Origin of the sequence: Nostoc sp., from assembly GCF_036917435.1 — a bacterium.
In the GTDB taxonomy this organism is placed as follows: Bacteria; Cyanobacteriota; Cyanobacteriia; order Cyanobacteriales; family Nostocaceae; genus Nostoc.
Map to the genome: position 1 here is coordinate 60712 of NZ_JBALDM010000040.1, position 15425 is coordinate 76136.

Annotated in this window: 10 protein-coding genes and 2 pseudogenes; 7 read left to right on the forward strand and 5 right to left on the reverse strand. The window is 41.3% G+C overall.

The genetic code is table 11. The annotated features are described in order from the left end of the window. Window positions 1–176 precede the first annotated feature (176 nt). The 4 genes from V7K98_RS19270 to V7K98_RS19285 are packed head-to-tail and all read left to right on the forward strand — an operon-like array spanning window position 177 to window position 4837. Window positions 177–596 carry a hypothetical protein gene (locus V7K98_RS19270; protein ID WP_335024651.1) on the forward strand — a complete coding sequence of 140 codons (420 nt, stop codon included), beginning with the start codon at window positions 177–179 and terminating at the stop codon, window positions 594–596. Between the two features lie 31 nt (window positions 597–627). Continuing rightward, window positions 628–2763, forward strand: coding sequence for a hypothetical protein (locus tag V7K98_RS19275; protein WP_335024653.1), 2136 nt, complete (start codon window positions 628–630; stop codon window positions 2761–2763). A gap of 21 nt (window positions 2764–2784) precedes the next feature. Then, on the forward strand, window positions 2785–3435 hold the full coding sequence (locus V7K98_RS19280; protein ID WP_335024655.1) for an OmpA/MotB family protein: 651 nt from the start codon (window positions 2785–2787) through the stop codon (window positions 3433–3435). Window positions 3436–3448: 13 nt separating this feature from the next. Continuing rightward, a complete protein-coding gene (locus V7K98_RS19285) occupies window positions 3449–4837 on the forward strand; it encodes an EH signature domain-containing protein (protein WP_335024657.1) in 1389 nt (462 codons plus the stop codon). A gap of 141 nt (window positions 4838–4978) precedes the next feature. Here V7K98_RS19285 and V7K98_RS19290 read toward each other — a convergent pair whose 3' ends face one another. Next, window positions 4979–7345, reverse strand: a complete 2367-nt coding sequence (locus tag V7K98_RS19290) for a putative PEP-binding protein (RefSeq protein WP_335024659.1) — start codon at window positions 7343–7345, stop codon at window positions 4979–4981. A gap of 374 nt (window positions 7346–7719) precedes the next feature. Here V7K98_RS19290 and V7K98_RS19295 point away from each other — a divergent pair, with 374 nt between their 5' ends. The 3 genes and pseudogenes from V7K98_RS19295 to V7K98_RS19305 all read left to right on the forward strand — a co-directional run bounded on the left by V7K98_RS19295 (window position 7720) and on the right by V7K98_RS19305 (window position 9750). Then, window positions 7720–7923, forward strand: coding sequence for an MgtC/SapB family protein (locus V7K98_RS19295; RefSeq protein WP_335024662.1), 204 nt, complete (start codon window positions 7720–7722; stop codon window positions 7921–7923). Between the two features lie 247 nt (window positions 7924–8170). Continuing rightward, window positions 8171–9399 (forward strand): annotated as a pseudogene (locus V7K98_RS19300) (RNA-guided endonuclease InsQ/TnpB family protein). Window positions 9400–9408: 9 nt separating this feature from the next. Further along, window positions 9409–9750: pseudogene (locus V7K98_RS19305) on the forward strand (MgtC/SapB family protein). 71 nt (window positions 9751–9821) lie between these two features. On the opposite strand, the gene V7K98_RS19310 reads toward V7K98_RS19305, so the two are convergent. From V7K98_RS19310 to V7K98_RS19325, 4 genes are all read right to left on the reverse strand, one after another. Beyond that, a complete protein-coding gene (locus V7K98_RS19310; protein ID WP_335024664.1) occupies window positions 9822–10952 on the reverse strand; it encodes an acyltransferase family protein in 1131 nt (376 codons plus the stop codon). A 239-nt stretch (window positions 10953–11191) separates the two neighbouring features. Next, window positions 11192–12361 (reverse strand): DNA replication/repair protein RecF, encoded by a 1170-nt coding sequence (gene recF / locus V7K98_RS19315; protein WP_335024971.1) that lies wholly within the window; start codon window positions 12359–12361, stop codon window positions 11192–11194. Then, the gene (locus tag V7K98_RS19320; RefSeq protein WP_335024666.1) at window positions 12352–12528 is read right to left on the reverse strand and encodes a hypothetical protein; all 177 of its coding nucleotides are present in this window, start codon (window positions 12526–12528) and stop codon (window positions 12352–12354) included. The genes recF and V7K98_RS19320 overlap by 10 nt, the downstream gene beginning before the upstream one ends. A 28-nt stretch (window positions 12529–12556) precedes the next feature. After that, window positions 12557–15415: a cation-translocating P-type ATPase gene (locus V7K98_RS19325; protein WP_335024973.1), complete on the reverse strand. Its 2859-nt coding sequence runs from the start codon at window positions 15413–15415 to the stop codon at window positions 12557–12559. Window positions 15416–15425 lie beyond the last annotated feature (10 nt).

The window sequence follows — 15425 nt, forward strand, 5'->3', positions numbered from 1 at the left end:
GCACCATTTCAGATTTTCGGTGCTTTAAACGCGGTAACACACTCTACATTTTTTAACGCGCAAAGAGTAATTTGGCATCAGAAACAACTTTTATAAAAATAGCTTTACAAAGTTAAATAAATTTCCATTCTGGGAACTATAGACCTATTGAAGCTCAGGCAAGTAGGTCAAAAGCATTGATTAGTGAAACTACAACACTATTAGACATCTCTGAAAAAGAAGATCAAAGCCTTGTGCAGTCAGGGTCAATACCTCAATCCTGGAGATGTCTATTGTATCCCTCGATGGAAAAATTGGTTAACGAAATTGTGGCAGTTAACCACGCTTGGAAAGTAGCTCGTGAATTATTTGGAGAAGATTCACCCCTATCTATTTCTTCACGGGATTTAAAAACCTGTTTGCAGGTGCGTTTGTTGCGAAGCTATGCACCAGAACAGGTTTATCTAATTGAGGACAAAAAGGCAGAAGGTGAGCCAGTTTATAGCTTACGTCTGCGGGAACCTATAGGAAATCGGCTGTATGCAGAACATCTCCCAATGCGGGTAGCTCAAGAAGTTCTTGCAGATAAAGAATTAGAGCAATTCAAAAAGATATAACCAAAATAAACAAGAGGGGTGCAGCGTCGAAATGGCAAAAGTTTGGGACATTATTTGGCATAACGAACCTTTTCATTGGGCAATTGCTTTTGTGTTAATAGTCGCAACTATTATCGAGCTTTACACATTATGGCAATATTGGCTCTCAGAGTGTGGCACAACTGAAGCCGCAATTAAATTTTTGAGTAATTTGAAAAAGGATAAAAATGTAAAGCTTTTAGATAAAGTTCGCTCCTGGTTAACAGACCACTTAGGAACCAACGATCTAAGCAGAATTAGAAGTAGTCAACAAGCGCAAAAGGATAGCAAGTTCGTACTTATAAAGTATCCATCTGTCTTAACCCACCCAATACCTCGTAGTTCCCTGCGTTTCGTGACAACCTTGTGTACTGCTATTGGGCTTTTAGGAACTTTTTATGGTATACAACAGGGACTCCAAGGAATCAATTTATCTACAGAAAATCCTAAAGAACTAATGACTGCGAGTAAAGAGCTACTAGTGGGAATGAAAACAGCTTTCTCCACTTCCATGATGGGGCTTGGTTCTGGTAGTGTATTCACCTTAGTTTTGTTTGTATGTGATTCGGGACGGCAGAGAAGGCGTGATAGTTTACGCCATAAACTCAATGCGATCACAACTTTAAAAACAACAGATAATAGCAATGGCGATCTAGTTGAAGCATTTATCCGTGTAGGAAATAAATTGTCAGGGTTAAACCAACCGAGTGCTGAAGCCATTGGTCAAGCTGTAGGTAAGAGTATTGCAGAACAAAATGCCAACCGTGAAGTCACTGAAGCACTTAGCCTTGTAGCAAAAAATTTAACTGGACTAAAGCAGCTAAATGCAGAAGGCATTGGTCAAGCTGTAGGTAAGAGTATTGCAGAACAGTTCGCCGGGTTAAATCAATTATCAGCCCAAGCTATTGCCCTAGCGGTGCGTCAGCAGATATTTCCAGCTTTAGAAGCAATTTTCAAAGAGCAGAAACAACTCCGAGAACTCCAGGAAAATCAGGGACAAAAAGTTTTAGAAGAACTCATCAAGGATCTGCGAGTTCAGGTACTCGAACCCATTGCAGATAGATTAGATAGAAGTGCAGAGTTAACACAGCAAGCTTCTACCGCAGTACTAACACTGCATAGAGAATTAGGTGGTATCTCTAAAAATTTGGCAAGTTCCATCTTGACAATTGAGAAATTTCAAAAAGAAACTTTGGTAGAACTTAAAGGATTTGCTAATAATTTGGGAGACACTCTCAATCAATTCCAGACAGATACAAGAGGTGTTTTACAAGAAACAGGACAGGAAATTAATCGAGCCGTAGTTCACAGTATCGAAGGAATGACAGCCCAGCGAAGTGCTTTTGAAGCCAGCGCAGTGCAAGCTGCTGCTACCTTCCGAGGAATTCGAGAGGAACTGCAAACAGCGCTACAAGAACGCGCCGCAGTAGAAAAACAGATGCTTCAAGCTACTCGGACTGGAATTATCCAAATTCTCACTCAAGCAAACACAACCTTTCATGAGCAAACTAATACTCTACAAACAGTGGGTAATCAAGCTTCTGGATTGATGAATGATGCAAAGGATAATCTTTTGGCTACTTTAGGAAATATCGACGCAACACTTACAGCAACTCGCCAAACAGTAGAAGATGATTTGACGAGATTCCGGCAAGAATATCAAGCAAATTTACAGACATTCTTTCAAGAACAAAACTACTTACTTGAGGGGACGCTAGGCAAACAACAGGATGGATTATCTAGAGTTGTGAACAATCTTGATCAAGTCTTCAGAGAGGAATTTGAAAGACGTAGTAAATTGACTCAAGAAGTGGACAAAAGTATGACTAAAATTCAGGAGTCTGTGGAACAAATTAATCAATTAGTTTGTGCGGCTGGATTAAACGATTCACAACGACTAATACAACTAGCAAATCTTACTACTGATATTGCCAAGCAAGTGAACATAGTTGACAATTCATACAAAAATTTGAATAAAAAGTTTGAGAATAGCCTTCAGTCTTGGCAGGGTCATCTTGAAGTTTCTATGCAAAGGACTGTTAACTTACAGGAAAGCTTTTTCAAACAAGCAGATACTTCTATGGCTAGAGTTTGTGGAGATTTACTCAAAACAGCAGAAGTGCTGGTAGCAGCAAATAAGAAATACTAAATTACCAATGGAGTAATTACAATGTCTGATTTTGTCAGCGACGAATTTGTGGATACAGAAATTCCCGATGATGATTCTAGTATCTATTTGTCTATTGCCGATATGATGTCTAGTTTACTAATGTTTTTTGCTTTGCTATTTATCACTGTACTACTCCAGCTAGCAGAAAAGGATGCACCAAAACGGGTAGTAATTGGTAATGTCGTCGGACAAATGAAAAGCAACAATATTAATGTCAAAGTTAACCCAGAAACTGGGGATATAAGTATCCAAGAATCAATTCTTTTTGCCAAAGGGAGTACCGAGCTTAAACCAGATGGTAAAGCCTTTTTACGTCGCTTTATTCCCGTTTACAGTGGGGTGATTTTCTCAAAACCAGAATTTGAGCAGGAAATTAGCCGTGTAGTTATAGAAGGTCACACTAGCTCAGATGGAGACGATAAAACCAATCTACAACTAAGCTTGTTGCGCTCGGCATCAGTTTACAAATATATTTTTTATGATATGAATTTCCCTACAAAAGCACCTTTAAGCCAGAAAATATTAGCTGCTGGTCGTGGAGAAATTGAATCTGATAAAACACGTGATAACCCAAGCGATCGCAAGGTAGTTTTCCGTTTTCAGTTTCGCAGTGATGAGTTAAAGAAAGATATCGCAAAAACCTCTCTTTAAAGGATAAATAATTTTGAATTCTCAATTTTCCATTCCTTCCCTACCTGAAACTCCCCAATGTAGTCCTAATCAACTTATTCAGCTTGCAAGTAAGTTACCAAATGCAACGATATCAATACCAAGTGTTGATAAAGTATTAGAAGCTATTGAACAGGGTAAAGCCGATCGAGTAAGTAAATTGGACTGGGTTTACTGCATCCATGCTAAAGCAGAGTGGGATCAGCAAAATATTGACCGATCCGTAAAAACATCAGCAGCTATTTGGAACGTAGGAATTTCTAATTTATGGTTGCAGCATCAGTTATTGTGGCATTTAGCTCTTTATTATGGCGATCGGCAAGAACAGGTGTTAGCAGAGTCTTTAGCTGAATCTTTTGATATCTTTGCTAATTCTGGCTTAGTTAGTCACCTGCTATCAGTTCAAATTATTCGGGCGTTTTGCAGTAAAAAACCAGGTAGAGAATTAGCGAAACTTGCTTGTGAAAAAAGTGTTAATAGAACTGGATTGCTAAATAATATCCGAGACATTTTACCTGCTTATATTCCATTATTTAGCCAATTCATAGAAGATATAACTCCGTATTTTACTACAATTACTTCTCCAAATCATCAGCAGGTAAAATGGCTGTTAATATGTTTGGATGAAATGTCAGATACTCAGCAAATAAAAGCTGTTAATTATTTACTCATGAATGTTTCCAATAATATAGCAAGCAATCATTCTTTACTCGTTGATTGGTTGCGAAATAACTATAGAAATGGTGAAAATTGGTATAAGCTTTCAGATCCGGCAAGGCAAAAACTTCGAGAGTGGATTGGAGGTATCAATTATGGTGACTTCCAAAAGTTAGTAAATCTCATATTGAATAGGCTAGATTTACAAGACTTCGAGTTAAATCAGCTATGTAGACGCAGAGACTTTTGGGCTAATTACAGTAACCGCTTTGAACGGCTTCGCATCTTGTTACCCAAAACATCACAAATTGCTATCGGGTATCAAATCCAAGGTGATGTTGATCTGTTAGAGGATGATGGTAGCGATCCAACAGAGGTTTGTATATTTGATTTTGGTGAGTGGTTTGTAGTCGAATTCTTTCGTGGAAGAGGTAGTGAGACGCGCCTATTTCCGAAAAATTCCAGAAATGAGCAAATCCTCTTTGGTGAATCTACTCTTTCAGTCAAGCGGATTCGTTGTCTAGGTGGCGATAAGCACGATCATCTATTTCTTTGGCAGGAATTTTCCCCCATTTGGCTTAAAAATCATGGAATTCTGCCTAATCAAAATACCCAGCCTTCCAGGAAGCCGACAGCAGATAAATTGCAACAGCGAGAAAACAGGCTTGAGTCGTGGAAAAGAGAAATTGAACGTCTAGAACGGGAAGCTAAAGCCTACTGTATGTAACAAAATTTGTTTTTTAATATGGTCTGGTAAATCTCTAGTGTGGATTGTATCGTAACCGCAAAAATTTTCAACAACCGAACCAATCATTCCTCCGTTGCCAGTAATTAATACTTTCATAACACCCATGATTGTGTATCGTATTTAATGAAGTTTTTCTCGTGCTGCTGCTAGAATTAGACGTTGTTCAGCACGAGCGATCGCTTGATATGTTCGCTCAACTGCTTCCGGTTCCACGGAAATGGAAGTTATACCCCATTCTACTAATTTATCGATGATTTCTGGATAGAGGGCTGGTGCTTGACCGCAGATTGAACAAGGTATACCGGCACTTCTAGCCATTTGGATCAATTGAGCGATCGCACTCATAACTGCCGGATGACGTTCGTTAAATACTTTTGCTAGTTGTCCTTGTTCTCGATCCACTCCGAGCAACAATTGAGTTAGGTCGTTTGTACCAATAGAAATTCCGGCTGCACCTGCTTTCACATATTCCGGCAGCAAAAACAGGACGCTTGGAACTTCTGCCATCATCCACAATTGAAACTGCGACACTTCGGTTAAAAGAGCTTGCTCAACTTTGCGACGGCAAAAAACAAATTCTTCCACAGTCCGCACAAAGGGCAATAGTAAGTTGACGTTACTGTAACCAGCTTGCTGTACATTCGCTAAAGCTTGTAGTTCTAACTCAAATACTGCGGGATTTCGTAAATAGCTAAAAGTGCCGCGTTCACCCAACATCGACTGCGGCGAAGATTCTAAATTATCGCTCAATGATGGTAAATCCTGCGATCGCCAATCTAAAGAACGATAAAAAATTGGTCTGGGTGCAAAACCACGAGCAAACTGCATAATCTGCTCAGACCATAGCTCTAATAATTCTGCCTTACGACCACCTAAAATCCAGTTGTTAGGATGTTGCCCGTCTAATATATTTAATATCATCAATTCTGAGCGCAACAATCCCACCCCATCCACAGGGAAGTTTTGCACTTCTTCTATTAAACTGGACTGACTCAAGTTAACCAGTAGTTGGGTAGCAATCATGGGTAGATGAGTAGTAACAGCAGAAGAATGGAGCGCTTTGGAGTAATTTGGGGAAACAAAATTTTCTCCTCCCAGTTTTCCACCTTCTTGTTCTCTGCCTTTTTCCATCTCCTTCTTTGAGTCTCCTTTGATTCGATAAATTTCTCCTCTGTCGCCATCAAGGAGCAGTCGTTCGCCTGTTTGAATTAAAGTTGTGGCAGATTTTGCGTTTACTACGGCTGCGATCCTTAATTCTCTGGCAAGAATGGCAGCATGGCTAGTTAATCCGCCTTGCTCTGTGATAATACCAGCAACTTGGTGTAGTAATGGTAGCCAATCAGGAGTGATTGTTGGTACTACTAAAATGACTCCCTTGGGTAGTTCTTCAGGTTTCTGTTGCGAATTAGTAATTACTAAGGCAGTGGCCACAACACGTCCCCCTGCTGCTCCTAGTCCTATGATGAACTGTCCGGGGGGAATTACGGATTGGGAAGAACTAACTTGTGTGATGTAGAGCTTGTTAGATGTGGTTTGTTGAGCAATAGTCCATTTAATGGTAAAAGTTTTACCTAGTTCACTTACTAGTTGAGTTCCCAGAGCAATTATTTGTTGTAAATATTCTTCTTGTAAAGCGTACTGTTTTTGCTGGGCTTCTTGAAGTACGTAGGTAATCAGACAAGTATGATCTGGGGTTAGCGCTGAGTTAGGCGCGGGTTGTGAAAAAGCTTCAGGTGCTGCATCAACACCATAAGCCAGCATTTTATTGCCCAATTGTTGCTCAAGGACAACCCCAGTTTCCTGTTGGATGTAGTAGACATCTGGCTGGATTTCACCTTGAGATATCGCAATTCCTAATCCCCAAGTAGCCTCAATTTCCCAGCCAGAAGAATTGGCTTTGAGTAAACCACTAGCGATCGCATTCTCAACAGGTTGCACCAACACTGCTAAATTTATTTGTTGCAGATTAATTCCTGCTCGTTGCCAGTATAGGAGACTTCTGGCACGAAATATCTGGCTCCAGGTGCGCTTTAATGCCCAAGCGATCGCTTCCGGCTCGCACTGGCAAAACACCGACTCTAGTAAACCTGATATATTCTTCATCCCTGGGTTAGCAATTGATACTGCTAAAGTAGGTCGAAGAATCAAACAGCCAGTTTGCCACTCTCTAGCTGCTTGGAAAATTGTACTCACCCAGTGCTGTGGCATTGTCGCAGTCAAAATTTCTTGACGTAAGCCACTCGCCACCTGCTGAAGTTGCCGCCAATTAGTGACATCCAGGTGTAATGAAGAATGGGGTAAGTCAGCCACTAATGACTCTGAACTGTTGAGATTTTCGAGAAATTGTTGTAAGATTTCCCCTGAAACGACAAAACCAGACACCACCGGATAGCCACGCTGGATAATTTTGCTCAAGTGAAACGCTTTCTCACCTACTTTGGCGCGGTCTTGTAGTTTAATTTGGTCTAGCCAGTAGAGTTTATCCACTCAATTTGTTAGTAGTTGTCAGTTGATTGAGTGTATGGGTTAAATCTAGCAATTCAAAGTAAAATTTTATATCATCAGTCATTTTAAATAGTCCAAAAAGTATTTAATAAATTTAAAAGTCATGTAGTTTGCCCAAATTATGACCGTTGCCATAATTTGACAATGCAAACCTTAATTTATTTTCCAAAAAAAAATATTATTGAAAAATAATCCTAATAATAAAATATATTAACTTAGTAGGTTAAAAAGCATTCCTGAATTAATAGAATCACAATATGAGAGCAGGTATTGCACTGCCTCATTGGATTAAACTCTATTAATACAAATATTACCAGTTAATCTATTATATAGAATACTCTATACGAGACTAAGCATTGTCAAACACTTACTACCTTGCAACTAATGATTGGCTAAATATCAGCCTCAGACTATGCATTGCATTGGCTATTGGAGCAATTATCGGCTTAGAACGGCAAATTAGTCGCAAACCGGCCGGTTTAACTATTACACCTTATATCCCGCCACTGAACCTGTACCCAGCTCAGTGGCGGGATATAAGGTGGGCAATAAGGAATTGACCGACAGGCGATAATGACCACAGGTCATTGAGGAAGGTCGGTCGATGACGAATTGCCAATCTTAGCATTTGGTAGCGAGTCAATATACTCTTCTATTAACTGCGTCAAAGTTTTATCCTGATTCACCGCATAGTTCCGAAACTTATTCATCCTTCGCACTGATACCCTCAAGCTTATTCTACATTCTTTCATTTTTCCACCCAATAGCCATACGTTTATATTATCATAGTTGTCAGGAGGAAAATAAATGAAAACTTCATACCAATACAGATTACGCCCAACAAAACAACAGGCTGTTCAATTTGATAGGTGGCTAGATATGCTACGCTGCCAGTACAACTATCTGTTTGGGGATCGGTTTTGTTGGTATGAAGAAAATCGATGTTCAATTACTTCTTGCTCAATATTAGTTTGTCATATACCAGAGTTACGAAATAATCCCAATTACAACAGTCAGCAAGACTCTTTACCACAACTAAAAAAAAGATAGACCTTGGTACAAAGAAATTCACTCTCAGGTGTTGCAAAATGTAGCTAAACGAGTAGAGCTAGCCTTTGATAGATTTCTTGGCGGTGACTGTAATGGCAAACGAAGTGGAAGACCAAGATTCAAAGGAGCCAATCAATACAAAACTTTTACCTATCCAACAGTCAAAAGTGATTGTATTGAGAATGGTTTTATAACCCTGCCTAAGTTTGGGAAAGTAACGTTAGTGCAACACCGTCCTATCCCTAATGGCTTCAAAATCAAAACTTGTTCCATTACCAAAAAAGCCGATGGTTATTATGTAACTCTAAGTCTCGAAGATAAGACTGTGCCTACAATTAAACCAGATTTCAATCCTGATTCAATAACAGGTATTGACGTTGGGCTAAAAGAATTCTTGACGACTTCCGAGAATGAAGTTGTCGCCATTCCCCAGTATTATCGCAAGTCTCAAAAACGGTTGAGGGTTATTCAAAAACGAGTGTCAACGCCGCAAAAAAGGTAGTAAGCGCAGACAAAAAGCTGTCAAAGAATTAGGAAGGCAACACAAAAAAGTTGCAGATAAAAGAAAAGACTTTCACTTCAAAACCGCGAATGACTTATTGAAAAAATATGATATTATTGCGGTTGAAGACTTGAATGTAAGAGGACTTGTACGTACCCGATTAGCTAAATCGATACTAGATGCCGGATGGTCAAGCTTTCTGTCAATACTAAAAAACAAAGCCGCAAACGCTGGTTTATTAGTTGTCCCAGTCAAGGCATCAGGCACTAGTCAAGACTGTTCTAATTGTAGTGTGAAAGTTCCCAAGAAACTGCATATCCGATGGCACTATTGCCCTAGTTGCGGGTGCAGTTTAGATCGCGATCATAATGCCGCAATAAATATAAAGAATAGAGCCGAGGGTCATCCGGTTCTTAAAGCGCAACGCCTCCTAAGCGATAGCTGGATTGGTTGCGAAGCCTACACTCTATCGGTACTCCGATGAGTGTAGGAGATGTCACGAACTCATACGCTGGTGAGTTTAGGTTCAGCCATATTTACCTTAATAATTATTCAAGCAGGAGGAGTGCAAAATAGTCCTGATGCACTTAGCCGCGTTATTCAAGGGATTGCAGCCGGTATAGGATTTCTCGGTGCTGGAGAAGTTGTCCGCCAATCTTCTCAATAATCACAGCGACTTGAAATTCACGGACTTACCTCAGCAGCAGCTATTTGGATCTCGGCTGCATTAGGAATTGCTGCCGGGTGTGGTTTTTGGCAGTTAGGATTGATTGCTACTCTGCTTACCTTTCTGATTCTCAACGTTTTTAAAAGGCTAGAAAAACGTCATCAATAGTGAAACAATTTTGGATTTTAGATTTACTGCACCCACAAGGGGCGGGGCCTGAACCGAAAAAATAATTCCATTTACGCCCGTGAAAACTTTTTGCGTAGCTGTCCCAATGGCAACTCTATAAACTGGTAAATCATATATGCTAATCCAAAAGAAATTAATAGAGAAATTCCTGCTTGAATAAATTTATTAAATTGGGGTAAATATGTGCTAACAACAAAAATCACAGTGCAATGGACAAGGTACAGAGAGTAGGATAGCATACCCAAAAAGCGCATCCAATTTAAATTGAGTAGAGGGAATAATCCCCAATTGGGAAAGCGAATAGCGGTAATAAAGATGGGATATAATCCAATTCCTTGTATAGTATAACGAAAGGTTTGTTGAAACTCAGGTGTGCGATATAAAAATGAAAAAATAATCAAGATTATTCCTATAGGCAGCAAAAAATAGTTCCATATTTTTTTAGAATAATATTGTTCATCCAGCATGGGGTTATTATTAACTGCCAATGCACAACCGAATAAAATACTATCTACCCGAGTATCTGTGGCATAAAATATACGTTCTGGAGATGTTCCAAAACCATAAACCAGAAAACACCGCCAGAGTAAGGCCGCTAAACATAATCCCCAAAGAATTAGCATTTGTCTGTGTGGAGTTACATGCAGCTTACGTAGAGCCAGATACAGCAGTGGGAAAAGTAAGTAAAAGTGTTCTTCGACAGCTAGAGACCAATATACCGCACTGCCGGGAGTAGCTCCATTGCCAGTAACAATTGTGCCAGTAAAAATTGCATAGTAATTGTTATAGTGTAGACACTGAGACAAAAACGCTGATAAATGAATTTCTCCATGAATAAATCCTACGATAGTTAAGGCAACCCCTAACAACAAGACTAGGTAAAACGAGGGCCAAATACGCAGGATTCGTCTAGTATAAAACAACTTAAAGTCAATAGTTTGATAGCGATCGTATTCTCGTCTAAGAATAGTTGTTATTAAGTAGCCACTGAGAAAGAAAAATATTGTTACGCCAAAGCCTCCGGGAAAAAGCTCGGCAACTTTTGCATGGGATAAAAAGACAATTAAAAAAGCAACAACTCTTATCCCATCGAGAGATGGTATGTAGAATTTTGAGTGTGCATTTGCACCGGACGAAGTCTTTGGATTACTTCCAGGGGAAGATTTTAACGATTTTTCCAAGAATCTTTACTCCTTGATGGTGCGACAAAACAATTTGAATAGTTTGTAAGATAAATAATTCAGTAAGTTATCTTATATACCGCACTTGTACGGATACATTCCATTTTTTATTGTACAACAACGCGGACAAAATTTTGATATGGCAGAAACTAAAATTGAGTAAAAATACTTAAGCTACTAACACATGTAGGTCGTTTTGTCAAAATATTAATTTTGATCAAATGCTAATAACTCAATAATCATGATAAATTTGGGATTATTTCTCCTGCTTTCACAAAAAGAATTTGGGAGGACTTCAACCATTGGGAATCAAAAGAACCCAAGTGAGTGGTAGTAATTAAGGTTTGAAAGCGGTCTTGAATGGCATCAAGCAATTGATTTTGACGGGATAAATCAAGTTCAGCAAGAACATCATCAAGTAATAGCAATGGTGGTTCTTTGACGACTTCTTCAATTAATTGTAATTCGGCTAATTTTAAGGCTAAAACCAGCGTTCGTTGTTGACCTTGAGAACCGTATTGACGAGCGGGTGTTTGGTTAATAATTAATTCGATTTCGTCTCTATGGGGGCCGACAAGAGTATTACCTTGGTGCATTTCAGCAACGGCTCGCTGTTGAATCTTTGCTAAAAAAGCTTGTTGCACTTCTTCTGGATGGTTATCTCCTGAAGGAATATTAGGTACGTAATTAATTTGCAGAATTTCTGTACTGCCGCTAATACTGGCGTGCCAAGCACTAGCAATAGGGGCTAATCTTTGTATGGCGCGATCGCGTCTTCTAATTACCCTAGTTCCTGTGGTAGCTAACTGTGCATCCCACACCGCTAGTTCTGAGTGCTGAGTGCTGAGTGCTGTTAGCGGTAGCGGGGCGTTTAGCCCGTGCTGAGTGCTGAGTTCTGAGTCTTGAGTTTTTTTTAAAAAGGCATTGCGCTGACGTAACACATGGTTATACTGCTGCAAAATGTGAGCATAAACAGGTTCCAGTTGAATTAAGAGTGTATCTAACCAGTTACGGCGACCTTCGGGGCCACCGCGTACTAGGTCTAAATCCAAGCTAGAAAACTGGACTGCATTGAGAACGCCAAGAAAATCCATTTGACGGCGGATAGATTCACCATTGATCGCAACACTCCGGCGACCATTACGGCGCAAAGTTAAAGTCAGGTCACTAACACCTGCTTGTCGCTCAAGGGTGGCATTAATTTGGGCTATGGCTTCCCCTTCTTGAACCAAATCGCGATCGCGGGTCATCCGGTGCGATCGCAATGTCGCTAGCAACTCTACCGCCTCCAACAAATTCGATTTTCCCTGAGCGTTATTACCTACCAAAATTGTTTTGGCAGCATTAAACTCAACCTTTTGGTCTTGGTAATTGCGAAATTGTCGGAGATTTAGAGTTTTCAGGTACATAGATGAGGATTGGGCATGGGGCATTGGGAATTGGGCATTGGGGGGACTTGTACTGAGGGTTCGCCTAGCGTCTCGTAGAGAAGTATTGGACATTGGAAAGGAGAAAGACAAACAAGAAGCACGAGAGCAGAGGTACAGAGGAGAATAATTAATGCCCCATGCCCCATGCCCCATGCCCCATGCCCAATTCCCAATTTAGACAGCCTTCTTGCCCATAATCCGCAAAAATATCTTCTCCGCTTCAATCCAGACAAACATTAAGGCACTGAAGCCAATACAAACTCCCAATTCTTGCATATTGAGGTAGTGAGTACCAAAGAAATCTCGCAGGGGTGGGACGTAAACTAGCATCAACTGCAAAATCGTGGTGACGACAACAGCCGCTAGTACAAAGATATTGGAGAAGGGATTCATTTCGATGGTCAGTTGGTTGTTGGAACGAATAGCGATCGCATGTCCCATTTGGGCGATACACAAGGTAGTAAATACCATCGTCTTCCAAGTCTCTGGATCTCCCTTATACCCAGCTGCATGGGTATGTTGATAAGCCCACCACATCAAAGTAATGCTGATAATGGCAAATATTATCCCAATGCGAATCATATAAGAACCCAATCCCCTAGCGAAAATACTTTCACGGGGACTAAAAGGCGGACGTTGCATTACATCCGGTTCTGGAGGTTCCACGGCTAATGCCAAAGCTGGTAAACCGTCTGTCACCAAATTCATCCACAAAATTTGTAAGGGGGTAAGGGGAACGCCTCCTAAACCAATTAAGGGTGCGGCGGCAATTGTCAGAACTTCACCAATGTTACTGCCCAGAATGTATTTAATAAAGCGGCGGATATTTGTGTAAACAACTCTACCTTCCTTGGTGGCGCTAACAATGGTGGCGAAGTTGTCATCAAGTAAGACCATATCGCTGGCTTCTTTACTGACATCAGTGCCAGTAATGCCCATTGCAATCCCAATATCAGCTTGTTTGAGGGCTGGGGCATCGTTGACACCATCGCCTGTCATGGCGACGAATCGGCCCCGGCGTTGCAGTGCTTGGACAATTCGCAGTTTGTGTTCTGGGGAAACCCTAGCGTAGATGCTTACTAGATCAACGTTTTGCTCTAATTCCTGGTCACTCATCCGTTGCAATTCTTGACCTGTGAGGACACGTGCGCCTTCCTCAGCAATTCCCAAATCGGTAGCGATCGCTCGTGCGGTTAATTGGTGGTCGCCAGTAATCATCACTGGGCGAATTCCGGCTGCTCGGCACTCTTGCACAGCTGCCCTTACTTCTGGGCGTGGCGCATCCAGCATTCCCACCAATCCCAGCCACACCAAGCCTTGCTCAGATTCTTCACCTGAACCTTCCGGTGGAACTTCTGTGAGGGGTTTGTAGGCAAAACCTAGTACTCGCAAACCTTTACTTGCCATTTTGTCATTTTCTGCCAAAATGTTCTGACGTTGTGCTTCAGTCACGGGGGCTGTGTCATCGCCCAAATGAATCTGAGTACAACGTGCCAAGATTAACTCTGGGGAACCTTTGGTAAACATTAAGTAAGGTTCAGATTGGAGAAAACCAGAAATTGCTGGATCAACGCCTCTGGAAGATGCTTCACCTGTGGCGACTCCCTCTACCTGAGAAATCACGCTCATCCGCTTCCGTTCCGAAGAAAATGGAAATTCGGCAACGCGAGGTAACTTACTGTTCCACTGGTCTTTTTCAATTCCAGCTTTTCCCGCCAGTGTTAATAATGCCCCCTCTGTCGGATCTCCCAAAATTGCCCATTCGCCTTGTTCTTTTTGCAACACTGAATCATTACAAACAGCACAGGCGACTGACAACGCGGAGATTTCTGGAGATTCTTCTAAGGAAATTTTTTGACCATCTAACTGAAAATCCCCAGTGGGAGCATAACCTTCGCCAGTGACACGAAAAGTTTTGTTATTGGTGAAAACCGATTGCACGACCATTTTATTTTGAGTCAGCGTGCCGGTTTTATCCGAACAGATGGTGGTTACAGAACCCAAAGTTTCCACTGCTGGTAATTTGCGAATCAAGGCATTTTGGCGCACCATTCGCTGGGTTCCCAGTGCCAGAGTTACGGTAATTACTGCAGGTAAACCTTCTGGCACTACAGCAACCGCCATACTCAAGGAAACTTCCAAAAGTTCTTGGATGTTTTTAAAACCTCCATCCTTGATGACACCACCGACGACAACGATCGCCACCAGAATTAAAGAACCCGTAACCAGGACGTTACCCAGTTGAGTCATTCGTTGCTGTAAAGGCGTAGGTTCACTTTCCACCGCCTGCAACATCGTGGCAATTTTGCCTAATTCTGTTGTCATGCCGGTGTTAGTCACCAGAACCTTGCCGCGTCCTTGGACTACTTCGGTTCCTTGAAACACGACATTTAGGCGATCGCCTAATGATGTGTCCTCCGGCAATTTTAGTGATGCCTGTTTATTCACCGCTTCGGCTTCACCAGTCAGCGCCGACTCACGTATTTGTAAATTAGACTGTTCGATCAAGCGTCCATCTGCGGCTATCTGCATCCCCGCTTCTAGCAGCATTACATCCCCTGGCACTAGTTCCTTGGCTGCTATCTCCACGAATCTAGTATCGCGGATGACTCGCACTAAGGGAGAGGTCATTTTTTTCAAAGCTGCCAAGGCTTTTTCAGCACGGCTTTCTTGGACGTAGCCGAGTATGCCATTGAGAATGACAATTGCTAAAATAGCGATCGTATCTTTAAATGGCACTTCACCAGGCTTTAATCCGCCCGACTGCAAACGCATCAGGTCTAAAAACCCAGAAATCAGGGCTACGCCAATCAGCATCAACAACATAATGTTCTTGAACTGATCCAGCAAAATTTCCCAAGTACTACGCCCAGCAGTTTCTTCAAGTTCGTTGGGGCCGTACTTTTGCAACCTCTCTTCAATTTCTTGGGGTGTTAAGCCACTGTCTGCATTACTATCAAGCAGGTCTAGCGCTTTATCAACTTCTAAACTATGCCAAACGGCGGCACCTTCAGGCAGAGAATTAGCAGACATCGTGTAGGTC

Bases quoted from the DNA above. Each gene is read 5' to 3' on its own strand.
- V7K98_RS19275 (WP_335024653.1), top strand. From the start codon at position 628: ATGGCAAAAGTTTGGGACATTATTTGGCATAACGAACCTTTTCATTGG.
- V7K98_RS19280 (WP_335024655.1), top strand. From the start codon at position 2,785: ATGTCTGATTTTGTCAGCGACGAATTTGTGGATACAGAAATTCCCGAT.
- recF (WP_335024971.1), bottom strand. From the start codon at position 12,361: ATGTACCTGAAAACTCTAAATCTCCGACAATTTCGCAATTACCAAGAC.
- V7K98_RS19320 (WP_335024666.1), bottom strand. From the start codon at position 12,528: ATGGGGCATGGGGCATTAATTATTCTCCTCTGTACCTCTGCTCTCGTG.
- V7K98_RS19325 (WP_335024973.1), bottom strand. From the start codon at position 15,415: ATGTCTGCTAATTCTCTGCCTGAAGGTGCCGCCGTTTGGCATAGTTTA.